Origin of the sequence: Amaricoccus macauensis, assembly GCF_014201905.1 — a bacterium.
Classification (GTDB): Bacteria; Pseudomonadota; Alphaproteobacteria; order Rhodobacterales; family Rhodobacteraceae; genus Amaricoccus; species Amaricoccus macauensis.
Genome location: NZ_JACHFM010000004.1, coordinates 231,973 through 248,617 on the forward strand (window position 1 = coordinate 231,973; position 16,645 = coordinate 248,617).

Sequence of the window (16,645 nt, forward strand, 5' to 3'; positions counted from 1 at the left end):
CAGGAGTTTGGTTGACATGAGACTTCTGGTGACAGGGGGGGCGGGGTTCATCGGCTCCGCCGTGGCGCGGCAGGCGATCAGCGACGGTCACGAGGTGATCGTGCTCGACGCGCTCACCTACGCGGCCAATCCGGCGAACCTCGACAGCATCGCCGCGTCGAACCGCTATTCCTTCGAGCAGGCAGATATCCGTGATCGCGCGGCGCTCGACGGCATCTTCGCCCGCCACACGCCCGACGCGGTCATGCACCTTGCGGCCGAGAGCCATGTGGACCGCTCGATCGACGGGCCGGCGGCGTTCATCGACACCAACATCACCGGCACCTACACGCTTCTCGAAGCCGCCCGCGCGTATTGGGGCGGCAGCCGGGACAAGCCGGGCCGTGATTTCCGCTTTCACCACATCTCCACGGATGAGGTCTTCGGCACGCTCGGCGAGACCGGTCTCTTCACCGAGACGACGGCCTATGCGCCGAACTCGCCCTACTCCGCCTCCAAGGCCGCGAGCGACCATCTGGTGCGCGCGTGGCACGAGACCTATGGCCTGCCGGTCGTGCTCTCGAACTGCTCGAACAACTACGGGCCGTTCCACTTCCCCGAGAAGCTCATCCCGGTCGTCATCCTGAACGCCCTCGCGGGCAAGGCCATTCCGGTCTATGGCCGGGGCGACAACGTGCGTGACTGGCTCTACGTCGAGGATCACGCGACCGCGCTCCTCGCGGTCGCGAGCCGTGGCAAGGTGGGCGAGAGCTACAACATCGGCGGCAACGCCGAGGCAACCAACCTCTCCATCGTCGAGCGCATCTGCGGCCTGATGGACGAGATGCACCCCGAGGGCGCGCCGCACGTGCGGCTGATCGAGTTCGTGACGGACCGGCCGGGCCACGACTTCCGCTATGCGATCGACGCCAGCAAGATCCGCGAGGAGCTCGGCTGGGAGCCCTCCGTCACCCTCGACGAGGGGCTGCGACAGACGGTGCGCTGGTATCTCGAGAACCGCGACTGGTGGCAGGCGATCCAGGCGCGGGGCCACAAGCTCGAACGCCTCGGCCTGAAGCAGGCCACCGCCTGATGCGGGCGCTGATCTTCGGCTCGACCGGACAGGTCGCCCGCGAGCTTCGCCGCGCCGCGACCGGGCTCGGGATCGAGGCCACCTTTCTCGACCGCGCCGCTGCCGATCTCGCGGACCCGGCCGCCTGTGCCGCCGCCGTGCGCGCGGCCAGCGCCGACGTGGTGGTGAACGCCGCCGCCTACACGGCCGTCGACCGCGCCGAGGACGAGCCGGACCTCGCAACGAGGATCAACGGCGAGACCCCCGGCGCCATTGCCGCGGCCTGCGACGCGAAGGGCGTGCCCTTCCTGCATGTCTCGACCGACTATGTCTTTGACGGCACCTCCGGCCGGGCGTGGCGCGAGGACGACCCGACCGGCCCGCTCGGCGCCTACGGCCACTCGAAGCTCGCCGGGGAGCAGGCCATCATCGCCGCGTGCCCGGACCACGTGATCCTGCGCACGGCGTGGGTCTTTTCCGCCCACGGCGCGAACTTCGTGAAGACCATGCTGAAGGTCGGCAAGGATCGGCCGGAAATGCGCGTGGTCGGCGATCAGGAGGGCTGCCCCACCGCGGCCGCCGACATCGCGGGCGCGCTCTGGACAATCGCCGGGGACTGGGGCCGCGGACGCGGTCGCGCCGGCATCTTCCACTACGCCGGCGCACCCGCCACAAGCTGGGCAGGCTTCGCGAGCGCGATCTTCGAGCGCACCAGCTGGCCCGCGCGGCCGGCGGTGACCGAGATCGCGACGGCGGACTGGCCGACCAAGGCCGTCCGGCCGGCAAACTCCGTCCTCGATTGCAGCGCGATCGAAGCGGCCTACGGCATCGCTCAGCCCGATTGGCGCCTCGCCCTCGACGAGGTCCTCGAAGAACTCGGAGAAGCCTCCGCATGACCGACCGCAAGGGCATCATTCTCGCCGGTGGCTCTGGCACCCGGCTCTATCCGATCACCCATTCGCTGTCGAAGCAGCTGCTGCCGCTCTACGACAAGCCGATGATCTACTACCCGCTGTCGGTGCTGATGCTGGCCGGCCTGCGGGAGATCGCGATCATCACGACGCCCGAGGATCAGGACCAGTTCCGCCGTCTGCTCCGCGACGGCAGCCAGTGGGGGATGCGCTTCGAGTACATCACCCAGGCCCGGCCCGAGGGTCTGGCGCAGGCCTACATCCTCGCCGAGGACTTTCTCGGCGGCGCGGCCTCGACCATGGTACTGGGTGACAACATCTTCTACGGCCACGACCTGCCGCAGCTTCTGAAGCGCGCGGGCAGCCGGCCCGAGGGCGGCACGGTCTTCGGGTATCAGGTGCGTGACCCGGAGCGCTACGGCGTCGTCTCCTTCGACCGTGAGGGCACCGTCCTCTCGATCGAGGAGAAGCCGGCGAAGCCCCGCTCGAACTTCGCCGTCACCGGCATCTATGTTCTCGACGGCAGCGCGCCCGCACGCGCCCGGGCCGTGCGGCCGAGCGAGCGAGGCGAGCTCGAGATCACCGAGGTCCTCACCTCCTATCTTTCGGACGGGTTGCTCAATGTTGAGCGAATGGGCCGCGGGTTCGCCTGGCTCGACACCGGCACTCACGCCAGCCTGCTCGACGCCGGCAACTTCGTGCGGATGATCGAGGAGCGGCAGAACGTGAAAATCGGCTGCCCGGAAGAGATCGCGTTCTCCGAGGGCTGGATCGACGAGGCCGCGCTGCGCACGCTCTCCCAGTTGTACCTCAAGACCGAGTACGGCCAGTATCTGGTGCGAATCGCCGACGGCGGCTGACGGAAATCCAGCCTCCTCTCGCTGGCGTCCCGCGCGCGCCTGACAGGGTACGAGCGCCAGCCTACGACTTTCCTACGGTTCCCACTCCGGAACAGACGGCGTAGGCTCTGCGAATCCCCGGACCAACGGGGGAAACAAACGGAGGATACAATGGCTTGGACTGCTCCCAGGATCGAAGAGATCAGCTGCGGCATGGAGATCAACATGTACGCTCCGGCTGACGACGAAGGCGTGCTGTTCTGAGGCGCTGAGACACGAGGGAGCGGCGCGCCATGTCGCTCCGCATTCTCGTTCTGGGGGCGGCGGCGGGGGGCGGTCTCCCGCAGTGGAACTGCGGTTGCCGGAACTGCGTCGCCGCCCGCGAGGGTGACCTGCCCTCGCTCAGCCAGTCGTCGATCGCCGTCAGCGGCGACGGCGAACACTGGGCGATCATCAACGCCTCGCCGGACCTGCGCCAGCAGCTCGCGGCCACGCCCGCGCTGCATGCCACCGGGCTCCGGCAGACGCCGATCGTCTCGGTTCTCGTCACCAACGGTGACATCGACCACGTCGCCGGCCTGCTCACGCTCCGCGAGAAACAGCCGTTCCGGCTGCTCGCGACTTCGGAGGTTCACGCGGTGCTCGCCGCGAATCCGCTGTTCCAGGCACTCGACCCCACGCTCGTCGCGCGGGAGGCGGTGGCGATCGGCGAAACGGTCGAGCTGGCCCCGGGCCTCCGCGCGACGCTTTTCCCGGTGCCGGGCAAGGTGCCGCTCTATCTTGAGGCGGGCGAGGTCGTCACCGATCAGGAGGGCGAGTTCACCGTCGGCGTCGAGTTCGCCAGCACCGACGCCCGTGGCTTCTACATCCCCGGTTGCGCCCGCATGACCCCCGCCCTCGCGGCCCGGCTGCAGGGCGCGGCGCTGGTCCTCTTCGACGGGACACTCTACCGCGACGACGAGATGATCACCGCCGGCCTCGGTGCCAAGACCGGGCGGCGCATGGGCCATATGCCGATCGGGGGCCCGGACGGCTCGCTCGCGGCCTTCGCCGAGCTTGACGTCGGCCGCAAGGTCTACGTCCACCTCAACAACTCGAACCCCGTCCTTGACCCGCGCACGCCCGAGCGCGCGGTGGTCACGGCGGCCGGCTGGACCGTCGCCGGGGATGGCATGGAGATCCGCGCGTGACACCTTCCCGCGAAACCTTTGAGGCCCGCCTGCGCGCCATCGGCGCCGAGCGTTACCACGACAAACATCCGTTCCACCTGCGACTGCACTCCGGTGGTTGCAGCCCGGACGAGGTGCGCGCCTGGGTGATCAACCGCTACTACTACCAGTCGCGGATCCCCATGAAGGACGCGGCCTTCATGAGCCGCGTCGAAGACCCGGATCTCCGGCGCGCGTGGGTGAGCCGGCTTCTCGACCACGACGGTCACCCCTCCGACGGCGAGCGCCGCGAGGGCGGCATCGTCCGCTGGCTGCGGCTCGCCGAGGCGGTCGGGCTCGATCCCGCCTACGTCGCTTCCTGTGACGGGGTGCTTGCCGGCACGCGATTCGCCGTGGACGCCTACGTGCGCTTCGTCCGCGAAACGCCGCTGCTGGAAGCGGTCGCCGCCTCGCTCACCGAGCTTTTCGCGCCGAAGATCCATGCCGACCGCATCGAGGGGCTGCTGAAGCACTACGCCTTCGCCAACGACCAGAGCCTTTCCTACTTCCGCAAGCGGCTCGACGAGGCACCGAAGGATGTGGCCTTCGGCCTCGGCTACGTGCTCGATCACGCGGACACGCTGGAGAAGCAGGATGCGGCGGCGGCGGCGCTCACCTTCAAGACCGACGTGCTCTGGTCCCAGCTCGACGCGCTCGAACACGCCTACGTGACGCCGGCGCGCATTCCGCCGGGCGCCTGGCGGCCGGGAACCGGGCTCCTGCCGGTCGCCGCGGAATGAGCGCCGCCCCCGCCAGATCGGCCGAGGGGACCAGGCTTCCCGCACATGCCGCGAGCACGCCCCCGCCCCTGCCAGACGCGTCGGTGCCGGCGCTGCCGCGCGGCGTGCGCCTGCACCACGACCGGGTGCGGCAGACATGGGTGCTGCTGGCGCCGGAACGCGTGCTGAAGCTCGATGCGGTCGGCCTCGCGGTGCTCGAACGGGTGGACGGTGCGCGGACCTTCGGGGCCATCGTCGATGATCTCGCCGCCGCCTACAATGCGCCGCGCGAACAGATCGCCGCGGACGCCAGCCGGTTTCTTGACGGGCTCATTGCCCGCCGCATGGTGGACCTCGCCCGATGAACGCACACGCCGCCTCACCGTCCAGCGCCGCATCTCCGCGCGCGCCGCTGGCACTCCTCGCAGAGCTCACCCACCGTTGTCCACTCTCCTGCCCGTACTGCTCGAACCCGGTGGAGCTGACGGCGCGCGAGGCGGAACTCGACACCGATGGCTGGGCCGACGTGTTCCGGCAGGCGGCCGATCTCGGCGTTCTCCAGCTTCACCTCTCGGGCGGCGAGCCGGCCTCGCGGCGCGATCTGGAGGACCTGGTGGCCGCCGCCCGCGACGCCGGGCTCTACGTCAACCTCATCACCTCGGGGATCGGTCTCACCCGCAAGCGGCTCGAGGCGCTCGATGCGGCCGGTGTCGACCATGTGCAGCTGTCGTTGCAGGGCGTCGGGCCGGCGATGGCTGACCGCATAGGCCACTATCGCGGCAGCTTTACCCGCAAGATGGAAGTTGCGGGCTGGGTCGCGGACCTCGGCCTGCCACTGACCCTGAACGCGGTCATGCACCGCCACAACTTCAAGGACCTGCCCGAGACCCTCGACCTCGCGCTCGACCTCGGCGCCCGCCGGATCGAGGTGGCGACGGTGCAGTTCCACGGCTGGGCCGCCACGAATCGCGCGGCCCTGATGCCGACCCGCGAACAGGCCCGCGAGGCGTCGCGCCTCGTCCTGGAGGCGCGCGAGAAGCTCAAGGGTCGGATGGTGATCGACTACGTGCCCGCCGATCACCACGCGCGCTTTCCGAAGGCATGCATGGGCGGCTGGGGCTCTACCGGCCTCAACGTCACGCCCGAGGGGCTGGTCCTGCCCTGCCACGCGGCACAGACCATCCCCGGCCTCGAGTTCTGGTCGGTCGCCGACCATCCGCTCGCGGAAATCTGGACTGACAGCCCGGCGTTCCGCGCCTACCGGGGCACCGACTGGATGCAGGAGCCGTGCAGTTCGTGCGAGCGGAAGCTCGTGGATTTCGGCGGCTGCCGCTGTCAGGCGCTGGCGCTGGCCGGAGATGCCGCGGCTACCGATCCGGTCTGCTCCCGCTCGGACCGCCACGCCGACCTCGTGGCCGCGATCGACGCCGAGGCGGACGCCCCGGCGCCGGAATTCGTCTGGCGCGTCGCACCACGCTGATCACCGGAAACGCGGAGGGCGGCATCGCCCCCCGGGCTTTCGCCGGGATCAATGCCGCCCTCGACTCGATCTCGTTCGGTATCGGCAGGTCGGGGCCGCGAGACGCGACCCCCGCTCAGCTCAGGCCTTGATCAGGCCCATGTTCTCGAGCTTCAGGATGACCTGCTGGGCCGAGTAATCGATCTCGTTGCCCTCGGTCTCAAGCCGGATCTCGGGGTTCGTCGGCTCCTCGTAGGGGTCGGAGATGCCGGTGAATTCCTTGATCTTGCCTTCGCGGGCCAGCTTGTAGAGACCCTTGCGGTCGCGGCGCTCGCACTCCTCGATCGAGGTCGCGACGTGGACCTCGAGGAACGCACCGTAAGCCTCGACCATCTCGCGCACGGCGGCACGGGTCGCGGTATAGGGCGCGATCGGGGCGCAGATCGCGATGCCACCGTTCTTGGTGATCTCGGACGCCACGTAGCCGATGCGACGGATGTTGATGTCGCGGTGCTCCTTGGAGAAGCCGAGCTCGGAGGACAGGTGCTTGCGCACCACGTCGCCGTCGAGCAGCGTCACCGGGCGACCGCCCATCTCCATGAGCTTGACCATCAGCGCGTTGGCGACGGTCGACTTGCCCGAGCCGGAGAGGCCGGTGAAGAACACGGTGAAGCCCTGCTTCGCGCGGGCCGGCTTCGACTTGCGGAGCTCCTCGACCACCTGCGGGAACGAGAACCAGTCGGGGATCTCGAGGCCTTCCTGCAGACGGCGGCGCAGCTCGGTGCCGGAGATGTCGAGGATGGTCTGCCCCTCTTCGACCTCGTCGCGCGGCTCGTACTGGGCCTTCTCCTGGACGTAGACCATCTGCTTGAAATCGACCATCTCGACGCCGATCTCGGCCTCGTTGTCGCCGAACAGCTTCTGGGCGCCGTAGGGGTCGTAGAAGTCCTTGCCCTGGCTGTTCTTGCCCGGGCCGGCGTGGTCGCGGCCAACGATCATGTGCGTGCAGCCGTGGTTGCGGCGGATGATGCCGTGCCACACCGCCTCGCGCGGGCCACCCATGCGCATGGCGAGACCAAGCAGCGACAGCGCCGTGGTGGACGCCGGATACTGGTCGAGCACCGCCTCATAGCAGCGCACGCGGGTGAAGTGGTCGATGTCGCCGGGCTTCGTCATGCCGACCGACGGATGGATGAGCAGGTTGGCCTGGGCCTCACGCGCGGCGCGGAAGGTCAGCTCCTGGTGCGCGCGGTGCAGCGGGTTCCGGGTCTGGAACGCCACGATCCGCCGCCAGCCGAGCTTGCGGAACAGGGTCCGAAGTTCGTTCGGCGTGTTGCGAAGCGCGCGGAAGTCATAGTGCGTCGGCTGCTGGATGCCGGTGATCGGCCCACCGAGATAGACCGGCCCCGCCTTGTGGCGCAGGTAGTTGACCGCCGGATGTGCGATGTCGTCGGCGCCGAAGACGCCTTCGGCCTCGAACGCCTTGTCGGCGACCCACTTGTCGGTGACCGACATGATCGCGAGGATCACGCCTTCCTGATCGCGGAGCGCGATATCCTGCCCGACTTCCACCTTGGCGGCAAACGCCTCGGAAACGTCGAGATTGATCGGCATCGGCCAGAGGGCACCGTCGGCGAGGCGCATCTCCTTGACGACGCCGTCGTAGTCAGCCTTGCCAAGGAACCCCTTGAGCGGGTTGAATCCGCCGTTCATCAGAAGTTCGATGTCGCAGATCTGGCGCTGTGTCAGGTCCCAGGACACGAGGTCCGCCGCCTCGAGCTTGAGCTTCACGGCGCTGTCCGCCGATACGTAGAGCTCCGGAATAGGCACGAGGTTCGTTGCGGTCATTTCTGGGTACCCCACTTACTGATTCGACTCGAGTGGGTGGTATCAGTGACCCGCAGAGAGTGTCAAAGCGCTGCGAGGGCTCGTGCGGCATTGCGCCACACGGGTGTGTCGAGGCCACACCAGAGCGGGCCTTGCCCCCGTCAGAAGCCGCGGAAGTGGATCAGTTCGTCGGAGTCGGAGCCGGAACGACCCGGAGGTTGGTCATCCCGACCCACCCCTTGACGCTGCCGTCCTCCGGCAATTCGACCTCGCACCACTTGCGGCCGGCAGCCATCTGGCAACCGATCGTGTGGAGCAGAGTTCGGTCGTCCAGGCGGGCGACGATGCTCGCACCCTTGGTCGGTCCGTCGCGCAGCACGAGAGCCCCGGCGGCGCCGGTAATCTCGACGAACACCTCATCTCCGGAGGAGTCAGTACCCGCATTGGCAGCGACTCCCGCGGAGGCGAGAGCAGAAACGGCGGCGATTGCAAGCAAGATGTGACGCATCACAGCCCTCGTCCGGCACAAACAACACATCGGCTGAAAATCGCCTATGGTTTCCCACAGGTCAAGCGGAGCCTTGGGCCACAATTGAGATTTGGCGTGACCTGATGCAAGGATGCCAGCCTCCGAAAGTCACCGCCCAATTCCGATGGCATTCTCCTTCTGCCGCGATTGCCTCACCCCGCTCGGCACGGAGGCGCCAAGGTGTCCGGCCTGCCGATCGCCACGCCTTGCGACTCACCCGGAGCTTGCCACGCTTTCCATTGCCCATCTCGATTGCGACGCCTTCTATGCCGCCGTCGAGAAGCGCGAGGACCCGAGCCTTCGCGACCGGCCGCTCATCGTGGGTGGCGGCCGCCGGGGCGTTGTCTCCACCGCCTGTTACATCGCGCGAATCCGCGGCGTCCGTTCGGCGATGCCGATGTTCCGGGCGCTGAAGCTCTGCCCCGATGCCGTCGTGGTGCCGCCGCGGATGGCCCTTTATGCCGAGGTGTCGCGCGCGATGCGCGCGATGATGCTCGAGCTCACGCCGCTTATCGAGCCGCTGTCGCTCGACGAGGCATTCCTCGACCTGACGGGCACCGAACGTCTGCACCGCGCCCCGCCCTCGCTGCTGCTGGCCCGGTTGCAGAAACGAATCGAGGCGGAACTCGGAGTGACCGCGTCGGTTGGCCTCAGCCACAACAAGTTCCTCGCCAAGATCGCCTCGGAGCGCGACAAGCCCCGCGGCTTTGCCGTCATCGGCCGCGCCGAGACCGATGCATTCCTCGCGACTCAGCCGGTGTCGATCATCTGGGGGGTCGGACAGGCGGGGCTCGCGAGCCTGGAGCGCGCCGGGATCCGCAGCATCGCCGACCTCCGCGCGCGCGACCGCGCCACGTTGGTGCGCGGTTTCGGCAGCCTCGGGGATCGCCTGTGGCATCTGGCGCGCGGCGAGGACACCCGCAGCGTCACCCCGGACCGCCCGTTGAAGTCGATCTCGCACGAGATGACGTTCGACCTCGACATCGCAGACGGCGCCGCTCTCGCACGGTATCTCTGGCAGCTCGCCGAGAAGGTCTCGGCGCGGGCGAAGCGCCTCGATCTCGCCGGCCGGGTCGTGACGCTGAAGCTGAAGCGGGCCGACCATTCGACCCTGACCCGCCGGCAGACACTGGATGAGCCGACGGTGATGGCCGATCGCCTCTACCGCACGGCCCTGCCGATGCTGCAGCGCGACATGAGCGCCGGCCCGTTTCGGCTCATTGGCGTCGGCCTCGCCTCGCTTTCGGTTGCCGGGCTCGAGTCCGGCGATCTGCTCAGCGCGGATTCCGAGCGACGACTGAAAGCTGAACGTGCCACGGACAGCATTCGAGCCCGTTTTGGTGAAAAGTCGATCATCCTCGGCCGCTCGCTTGAGTGAGCGTGAGGACCGACCGCACCTTTGGCACGCGCGATCGCTATATTTTTAGGCAGTGAAGCGAAAATTAGCGCAGGATTCCGAAAATTTGCGCGGAGGGAGTTGACTATGCTGCGCCGCGGCATAAACTGATGCCCGTGATGCGTTGCATCATACACGCCCTACGGGCGTTTCCTCCCTAAACTTGGGCCGTGCCTCGCGCACGGCCTCTTTTTTTGTCCGAGCCGCAATGGCTTGCGGCAGCTTTCAGAGCGAGCAAGGCGTCGTGGCGAGACTATTCCGCGGCCATCGGCAGCGCGCGGGGCGCAATCGCGGCCAGCCTGCGCGTCACCTCGGTGAGTCGAGCGGCGACCGCAGCGAATGCGCTACCGCGCTCAACTCGCGCTTCGTCCATGTAGAGCGAGCGGTCGATCTCGATCTGCAATGCCTGCACGCCGCGGCGCGGTCGACCATAGGTCTGGGTGATGTAGCCGCCGGCGAACGGCGTGTTCCTCGCCACGAGGAATCCGGCCTCACCGAACACATCCGCCGCCAGATCGATCAGCCAGCGGTCGCAGGCCGCGCCGAATCGGTCGCCGAGAATCACGTTGGGCCGCCGGCCCCACGCCGACGGCGTGGCGTTCAGCGCATCGCGCGGCATGGAATGGCAATCGAAGAGCACCGCCATTCCGAAGGCCGCCCGGCTCTCCTCGATCAGTTCCGTGAGTCGGGCGTGATAGGGTCGCCACACCGTCAGGATGCGCGACTCCGCCTCGGCAAGGCTGAGCTTGCCGTCAATGATCGCCCGTCCCTCGCCGACCACTCGGGGAATCACCCCGAGCCCGGCGGCGATCCTCGGATTCTGCCCCACACGCCCCGCCCCGGCGATGAGGGCCGGGTCGAGGTCCTCCGGGCCGCGGTTGAGATCGACCCATGCGCGCGGCGCCCGCGCCGCGAGCAGCGGCGCCCCCGCGTCCGGCGCGGCCGCAAAGAGTTCGTCGACGAAAGCATCCTCCGACGAGCGCAGCTGCGGGAGCGACAACCTCGAACGGCGGATCAGTTGGACAGGATACTCACGCCCGCTGTGAGGCGAACTGAACACTGCGCATGATCGCCGGTCAGCCGGCATCGCGAGCTTGAAGGCGTCGTCCATCAGGCATCCCTTTCGCGGAACCATAGCCGGTCAAATCTGCCGGCGAAATGCCTTGAACAGGCGCGCGGCCCCGTCTATAGGACTGCCGACGAAACGGCTGCCCTCAGCGGCCGGTTCTCGGGCGTATAGCTCAGCGGGAGAGCACTTCGTTGACATCGAAGGGGTCACTGGTTCAATCCCAGTTACGCCCACCATTTTCCGCCCTCCGCAAGGGGGCGAACTGACCGGTCCCCCCCGCGGACCAGAACGAAACGAGAGGCGCTCGCGCGCCGCAGAGGAGAGAGGCCATGAAGGTTGTCAATTCGCTTCGCTCCCTGAAGCTGCGTCATCGCGATTGCCGCGTCGTGCGCCGCAAGGGGCGGGTCTACGTAATCAACAAGACCCAGCGTCGGTTCAAGGCCCGCCAGGGCTGATCCAGCGTAAAGCAAGTACTTCTGACGCAGGCCGCGCTGTTTGCGCGGCCTCTGTCTTTTTTCGGTGACGCTCGGCGGAGGAATCTGTCGTCATGGCGTCATCATCGGCGGAATATTGCCGAATTCTCACCATATGGCGCCTGTTTCCCTGCCGGCCGATGGCCTGAAAAATCCGCGTGGGATAAGGTCGTACGTGGTCCCCGTGGTCTCCGACCCATTCGGAGGCTCTGAGGGCCGCTGAAAACGGTCGCCGCGCCAGCGGACGGCGGGGGAAGAAAATGGCTGAGGATGGGCAGGTCGGAGGTTTCGCTCCAGCGGCGGGACCGACAATGGCGGATCTGATGGATCCGGTCGCTCTTGAAGCGCGACTGAAGGATGCGCGTCTCCGACGGGCCAAGGTGCTCGCGCAGCGCGAGGCAGAGCTACCTGCCAAGCCACCAGCGTGCCAGAATGATTCGCAAAGTGAGCGGACGATACCACGGCCGCCCCCCGCGCCGGCGGCCAGGGCCGTCTCCCTCGGGCCGAAGCGTCCCGGCTGGCTGGACGACATCAGTCGTAACAAGGCGGCCGAGCCGGCGGGAGCCGCGGGCTTTCAGGCTCCCGATTCCATTCCCGAGCCGGCCGGTCCGACGACGCGTCTGCGTCCGGTGCTCCTCGCTCCCGCCGGGGGCCCGGCGAGGAAGGCCCACCACCCCGCGAGCGAGCATCCTCCGTTCGGCGCCGAGGGCGAGGCTGAGTCCCCGCTTCTGGCGGCTCTGCGAACCGCAACGCCAAGGTCGCGGCGCCGGATGACGCCCGCCGCGCTCCTCTTTGTCGCCGGTCTCGGCATCGGCGCCACCATCGTCGCCATGGTGGTGAGCCCGGCGGACAGCGATCCGGAGCAGATCGCGACGGCGAGCGTCGGCACCGATACCCCGGAACCGGCGATCGCTCCCGAGCCGGTCGCCCCCGGCGTTGCCAGCGCGCCCGCGGCCGTCGCGGAGCCGCCCGTGGCGCACGGACCGGCTGCCGCCACGCCGCGGACCGCCGCGCCGGCAACCGAGCCTTCGGCCCCGGCCAGTCTGGCGGTGCCAGTGTCCGAGCCGGCGCCACCACCAATGGCGCCGCCTGGTCCGGCGATCGACGAGATCATCGACGCCGCGAGCCCGACCCTGGCCGAGCCGGAAACCATGGTACCGCCAGAGTTCGCGTCCAGCGACGAACTGACCCCGGGCATCGTCGCGGGGCCGTTGCCGGAGCGGATCTCGATCCACTACCCCCGCTCGGCGCAGGGCGCCGCGACGTCGATCCAGGCCCAGCTTCGCGCCGCCGGCGTCGCGGATGTCGAGATCATGCCGGTCGGCCTCGCCATCGGCCACTCGAACGTGCGCTTCTATCATGACGCCGACCGGGAGGGCGCGGAGGGCGCCAGCGCGCTGATCGCCGACGCGCTCGGTGGTGCTCCCGAGACGCGCGATTTCACCGACTACCCGACCCCGACGGTGACCGGACGCATCGAGATCTGGCTTGCGGGCGAACCCGGGCGCGGCGGCTCGACGTCGGGCAATGCTGCCTCGACGACGGCTCCCGCTCCGACCGCCAACGTCAGCGAGCCCGATCCCTACGCGCTGCTGGCGCCAAACGAACAGGTCCGCGAGGTCCAGCGCATCCTCCTCGACCGGATGAGCGGAAATCCCTGAACCACGGGCGCGGCCGGTTGTCCGGCCGCGCCGCCTCGCCTGTGCCGCTGAGGCGGACGCCCGGAAAAGAGAGAGTCACGACCCAATGACCGAGCTTCGTACCCGGGCGCGCGGCGTCACGCTGCCGAAGATCTCGTATGGCACCTCCGGCCTCGGCGGAATGCCCGACACCTACGGCTACGACGTCGACGAGGCACGGGCGATTGCCACGATTCAGGCGGTCCTCGCCCTGCCCGACGGAATGCTCGACACCTCCCGCCTCTATGGCATGGGCCGCAGCGAGGAGCGCATCGGCAAGGCGGTGGCCGAGCTCGGCGGCTGGCCCGAGGGCCGGCTGATCTCCACCAAGCTCGACCGCGACCCCGAGACCGGCCGCTTCGATGGCGACATGGCCCGCCGCTCGCTCGAGGAGAGCCTCACCGCCCTTGGCCTCGACCGGGTGGACATGCTGCACCTGCATGACCCCGAATACGCCACCGACCTCGACGAGGTGACGCGGAAAGGCGGCGCGCTCGACACGCTGATCGCAATGCGGGACGAGGGCCTCGCCCGCGTTGTCGGTCTCGCCGCGGGGCGCGTCGACGTAATGATGCCGCTGCTGACCGAGTGGGATTTCGACTGTCTCGTCACCCACAACCGCATGACGCTGGTGAACCGCAACGCCGAGCCGATGCTCGAACTCGCCGCCGAGCGCGGCATCGCGGTCCTGAATGCCGCCCCCTATGCCGGCGGAATGCTGGCGAAGGGCGCGTCAAAGGCCCGCTACGTCTATCAGGAGCCGACCGACGAGATGCGTGCCCCGGTCGTCCGCGTCGAGGAGGCCTGCGCCCGCTACGATGTGCCGCCCGGCGCCGCCGCGTTGCAGTTCTCCATGCGGGATCCTCGTATCGCGTCGACGGTCTGCGGCGTCACCCGTCCCGAGCGCGTTCAGGAGACGCTCGCCTGGGCGGCATGGCCGATCCCGGATGCGCTCTGGACCGAGCTCGCGGCACTGCCCTTCGACACGCACGATCCCGAGGCGACCCGCGACTACAAGCTCGGCTGACCCGCGCCGGACGGGCGGCCACCGCAGCTCATCGGTTGCAGGTCGGCGCCGCTTGGCCTAAATCGCCTCGACCTCTGCCCTCGGAGCCCGGACACATGCGCCTCACCCGCTATTTCCTGCCCATCCTGCGCGAAAACCCGGCGGAGGCGCAGATCACGAGCCACCGCCTGATGCTGCGCGCCGGCATGATCCGCCAGGCGCAGGCCGGCATCTATTCGTGGCTGCCGCTCGGCTTCAAGGTGCTCTCCCGCCTCGAGCAGATCGTCCACGAGGAGCAGCAGCGCGCGGGCCATATCCCGCTGCTCATGCCGACGCTGCAATCCGCCGATCTCTGGCGCGAGAGCGGCCGTTACGACGACTACGGCGCCGAGATGCTCCGCATCAAGGACCGCCACCAGCGTGACATGCTTTACGGTCCGACCAACGAGGAGCTCATCACCGACATCTTCCGCTCGTCGGTCGGCTCCTACAAGGATCTGCCCCTCACGCTCTACCACATCCAGTGGAAGTTCCGTGACGAGGTCCGCCCCCGGTTCGGCGTCATGCGCGGCCGCGAATTCCTGATGAAGGACGGCTACAACTTCGACCTGACCGTCGAGGACGCCATCCACGCCTACAACCGGCACATGGTCACCTACATCCGCACCTATGAGCGGATGGGCCTGAAGGCGATCCCGATGAAGGCCGACACCGGCCCGATCGGCGGCGACCACTCCCACGAGTTCCTCGTCCTTGCGCCCACCGGCGAGAGCGGCGTCTTCTACGACCGCGCCATCACCGACCTGACGCTCGGCGATCGCGACATCGACTTCACTGACCGGGGCGCCGTTTCCGAGATCGTCGAGACGTGGACCACGCCTTACGCCCGCACCGACGAGCGCCACGACGCCGACGAATTCGCGAAGATCCCCGAGGATCGCCGCATCGAAGGCCGTGGCATCGAGGTCGGCCAGATCTTCTTCTTCGGCACCAAGTACTCCGAGCCGATGAAGGCGGTGGTGGTGAACGAGGCCGGAGAGCGCGTGCCCGTCCAGATGGGCAGCCACGGCATCGGCGTCTCGCGCCTCGTCGGCGCAATCATCGAGGCGAGCCATGACGACAAGGGCATCATCTGGCCCGAGGGCGTCACGCCGTTCGGCGCCGGCATCGTGAACCTCCGGCAGGGGGACGCCGCCACCGACGCCGCCTGCGAGAGCCTTTATGCCGATCTGACCAAGGCCGGCGTCGATCCGCTCTATGATGACCGCGACGAGCGGGCGGGGGCGAAGTTCGCGACGATGGACCTGATCGGCCTGCCGTGGCGTGTCACCGTCGGCCCGCGCGGCCTCGCCGCCGGCAAGGTCGAGCTCACCTCGCGGCGCACTGGCGAGAGCGAGGAGCTTTCGCCCGAGGCGGCGGTCGCCCGTCTCCGCGAGATCTACGCCAACCGCTGAGTCAGCAGTCGAGGCGCCGGCCGCGCACGGGATCGACCCCTCCGAACCTCACCGCCACCGCGCGCCCCGTGGCGGCGTCGGCCGCGTGGAGGTGCAGGTGCGGCTCGGTCGTGTTGCCGGAGTTGCCCACCCGGCCGAGCCGATCGCCCGGCGCGACGGAGCCGCCCGCCGCCACTGCCACCGAGCCGCGCTCCAGATGGGCGAGTTCTACCGTGACTGCACCGCAGGCGAGGACCACGTGATTGCCGGCCGCGGCGGCCGGATCGCGCTTCGGCGGCTCGAGGTCCGGGAGACCGTCCACCGCCTCGACGACATCCCCGGCGCATGGGCTCAAGACCGGTGCGCCCCAGATCCGATAGCGGGAAACATCCCGCGGCAGCAGCCCGGCGGCCCGGAACCCAAGCGGCCCGACCGCAACGATGTCCACGGCCCGCGCCTGCTCCGGGTGGCCCGCGTGATGGTTGACCAGTTGATTGCCACCGCCCTGCACCACCATGAAGCCGCCGTCCCCGGCGAGCGGGCAAGCGAGCGGGATTGCGCTCCGAGGCGGAAGCATCCCGGTCGCGGCGAACCCTGCGAGCCCCACCATGAGCGCGACCGAAGTGAGCGTCGCGACGAGGTCACTGCGCCGCCATGGCACTGCTGATCTCGCGGACCGTCGGCGATGGCGCCAGAAGGACCAGCCGGCCGTCACGACGGTGGCGGCGAGGATCAGGGTTCGGGTGTGGAGACCCACGATATCCCAGCGGGTGACAAGGACGAGCAGGGCAAGGAGGGCGCAGATGTCCGCCGCCCGGAGCAACCAGCGCCCGCGCGAGGGCTCGTCGAGCCGCGCAAGCCGCCAGATCCAGGCGAGCGCGAGGACAACTGGCAGCAATGCGAAGAGAGCGATCATCGGCAGCCTCTTTTCCAGCGGGACGCAAGCGGGCGCGCGCACCGGTGTCATCGAGTGTCGCATCCGGGGCCGGGAGATGACGTGGGCAGACCGCCGGCGGCGAAACGCTGTCCCTCCGGGCGTAGTGCGC

17 protein-coding genes and 1 tRNA gene are annotated in these 16,645 nt (G+C 68.6%); 14 read left to right on the top strand and 4 right to left on the bottom strand.

The features are described from left to right. Positions 1-16: 16 nt before the first annotated feature. From rfbB to pqqE, 8 genes are all read left to right on the top strand, one after another. Entirely contained in the window at positions 17-1,072 is a 1,056-nt protein-coding gene (rfbB, locus tag HNP73_RS18465) for a dTDP-glucose 4,6-dehydratase (protein WP_184153383.1), read from the top strand. Next, positions 1,072-1,947 carry a dTDP-4-dehydrorhamnose reductase gene (gene rfbD / locus HNP73_RS18470; protein ID WP_184153385.1) on the top strand — a complete coding sequence of 292 codons (876 nt, stop codon included), beginning with the start codon at positions 1,072-1,074 and terminating at the stop codon, positions 1,945-1,947. The genes rfbB and rfbD overlap by 1 nt, the downstream gene beginning before the upstream one ends. Further along, the gene (rfbA, locus tag HNP73_RS18475; protein ID WP_184153388.1) at positions 1,944-2,822 is read left to right on the top strand and encodes a glucose-1-phosphate thymidylyltransferase RfbA; all 879 of its coding nucleotides are present in this window, start codon (positions 1,944-1,946) and stop codon (positions 2,820-2,822) included. The genes rfbD and rfbA overlap by 4 nt, the downstream gene beginning before the upstream one ends. A gap of 150 nt (positions 2,823-2,972) precedes the next feature. Further along, entirely contained in the window at positions 2,973-3,065 is a 93-nt protein-coding gene (gene pqqA, locus HNP73_RS18480; RefSeq protein WP_184153391.1) for a pyrroloquinoline quinone precursor peptide PqqA, read from the top strand. A gap of 29 nt (positions 3,066-3,094) precedes the next feature. Next, positions 3,095-3,991, top strand: a complete 897-nt coding sequence (pqqB, locus tag HNP73_RS18485; RefSeq protein WP_184153394.1) for a pyrroloquinoline quinone biosynthesis protein PqqB — start codon at positions 3,095-3,097, stop codon at positions 3,989-3,991. Further along, positions 3,988-4,749: a pyrroloquinoline-quinone synthase PqqC gene (gene pqqC, locus HNP73_RS18490; RefSeq protein WP_184153397.1), complete on the top strand. Its 762-nt coding sequence runs from the start codon at positions 3,988-3,990 to the stop codon at positions 4,747-4,749. Before pqqB ends, pqqC begins: the two co-directional genes overlap by 4 nt. After that, on the top strand, positions 4,746-5,093 hold the full coding sequence (pqqD, locus tag HNP73_RS18495) for a pyrroloquinoline quinone biosynthesis peptide chaperone PqqD (protein ID WP_184153400.1): 348 nt from the start codon (positions 4,746-4,748) through the stop codon (positions 5,091-5,093). The genes pqqC and pqqD overlap by 4 nt, the downstream gene beginning before the upstream one ends. Next, positions 5,090-6,208 (top strand): pyrroloquinoline quinone biosynthesis protein PqqE, encoded by a 1,119-nt coding sequence (gene pqqE, locus HNP73_RS18500; RefSeq protein WP_184153403.1) that lies wholly within the window; start codon positions 5,090-5,092, stop codon positions 6,206-6,208. Before pqqD ends, pqqE begins: the two co-directional genes overlap by 4 nt. A 120-nt stretch (positions 6,209-6,328) precedes the next feature. Here the strand turns inward: pqqE and HNP73_RS18505 are convergent, their stop codons facing one another. Together HNP73_RS18505 and HNP73_RS18510 are read right to left on the bottom strand one after the other, a co-directional pair. Then, entirely contained in the window at positions 6,329-8,035 is a 1,707-nt protein-coding gene (locus HNP73_RS18505) for a bifunctional sulfate adenylyltransferase/adenylylsulfate kinase (protein WP_184153406.1), read from the bottom strand. Positions 8,036-8,195: 160 nt separating this feature from the next. Then, positions 8,196-8,429, bottom strand: coding sequence for an SH3 domain-containing protein (locus HNP73_RS18510; protein WP_184153409.1), 234 nt, complete (start codon positions 8,427-8,429; stop codon positions 8,196-8,198). Positions 8,430-8,667: 238 nt separating this feature from the next. On the opposite strand from HNP73_RS18510, the gene HNP73_RS18515 reads away from it, so the two are divergent. Continuing rightward, positions 8,668-9,921 carry a DNA polymerase IV gene (locus HNP73_RS18515; RefSeq protein WP_184153412.1) on the top strand — a complete coding sequence of 418 codons (1,254 nt, stop codon included), beginning with the start codon at positions 8,668-8,670 and terminating at the stop codon, positions 9,919-9,921. 271 nt (positions 9,922-10,192) lie between these two features. Here HNP73_RS18515 and HNP73_RS18520 read toward each other — a convergent pair whose 3' ends face one another. Beyond that, positions 10,193-11,053: an N-formylglutamate amidohydrolase gene (locus tag HNP73_RS18520; protein WP_425486647.1), complete on the bottom strand. Its 861-nt coding sequence runs from the start codon at positions 11,051-11,053 to the stop codon at positions 10,193-10,195. 116 nt (positions 11,054-11,169) lie between these two features. On the opposite strand from HNP73_RS18520, the gene HNP73_RS18525 reads away from it, so the two are divergent. The 5 genes from HNP73_RS18525 to proS all read left to right on the top strand — a co-directional run bounded on the left by HNP73_RS18525 (position 11,170) and on the right by proS (position 15,620). Beyond that, positions 11,170-11,244 (top strand) — tRNA-Val (locus tag HNP73_RS18525). A 93-nt stretch (positions 11,245-11,337) separates the two neighbouring features. Next, positions 11,338-11,463 carry a type B 50S ribosomal protein L36 gene (gene ykgO, locus HNP73_RS18530; protein ID WP_184153418.1) on the top strand — a complete coding sequence of 42 codons (126 nt, stop codon included), beginning with the start codon at positions 11,338-11,340 and terminating at the stop codon, positions 11,461-11,463. 788 nt (positions 11,464-12,251) lie between these two features. Further along, complete coding sequence (locus HNP73_RS18535; protein WP_184153421.1) at positions 12,252-13,142, top strand: hypothetical protein; 891 nt, start codon at positions 12,252-12,254, stop codon at positions 13,140-13,142. Between the two features lie 85 nt (positions 13,143-13,227). Beyond that, the gene (locus HNP73_RS18540) at positions 13,228-14,187 is read left to right on the top strand and encodes an aldo/keto reductase (protein WP_184153424.1); all 960 of its coding nucleotides are present in this window, start codon (positions 13,228-13,230) and stop codon (positions 14,185-14,187) included. Positions 14,188-14,282: 95 nt separating this feature from the next. Continuing rightward, positions 14,283-15,620: a proline--tRNA ligase gene (gene proS / locus HNP73_RS18545; protein WP_184153427.1), complete on the top strand. Its 1,338-nt coding sequence runs from the start codon at positions 14,283-14,285 to the stop codon at positions 15,618-15,620. Position 15,621: 1 nt separating this feature from the next. On the opposite strand, the gene HNP73_RS18550 is transcribed toward proS, so the two are convergent. Then, on the bottom strand, positions 15,622-16,515 hold the full coding sequence (locus HNP73_RS18550) for a M23 family metallopeptidase (protein WP_184153429.1): 894 nt from the start codon (positions 16,513-16,515) through the stop codon (positions 15,622-15,624). Positions 16,516-16,645: the final 130 nt, after the last annotated feature.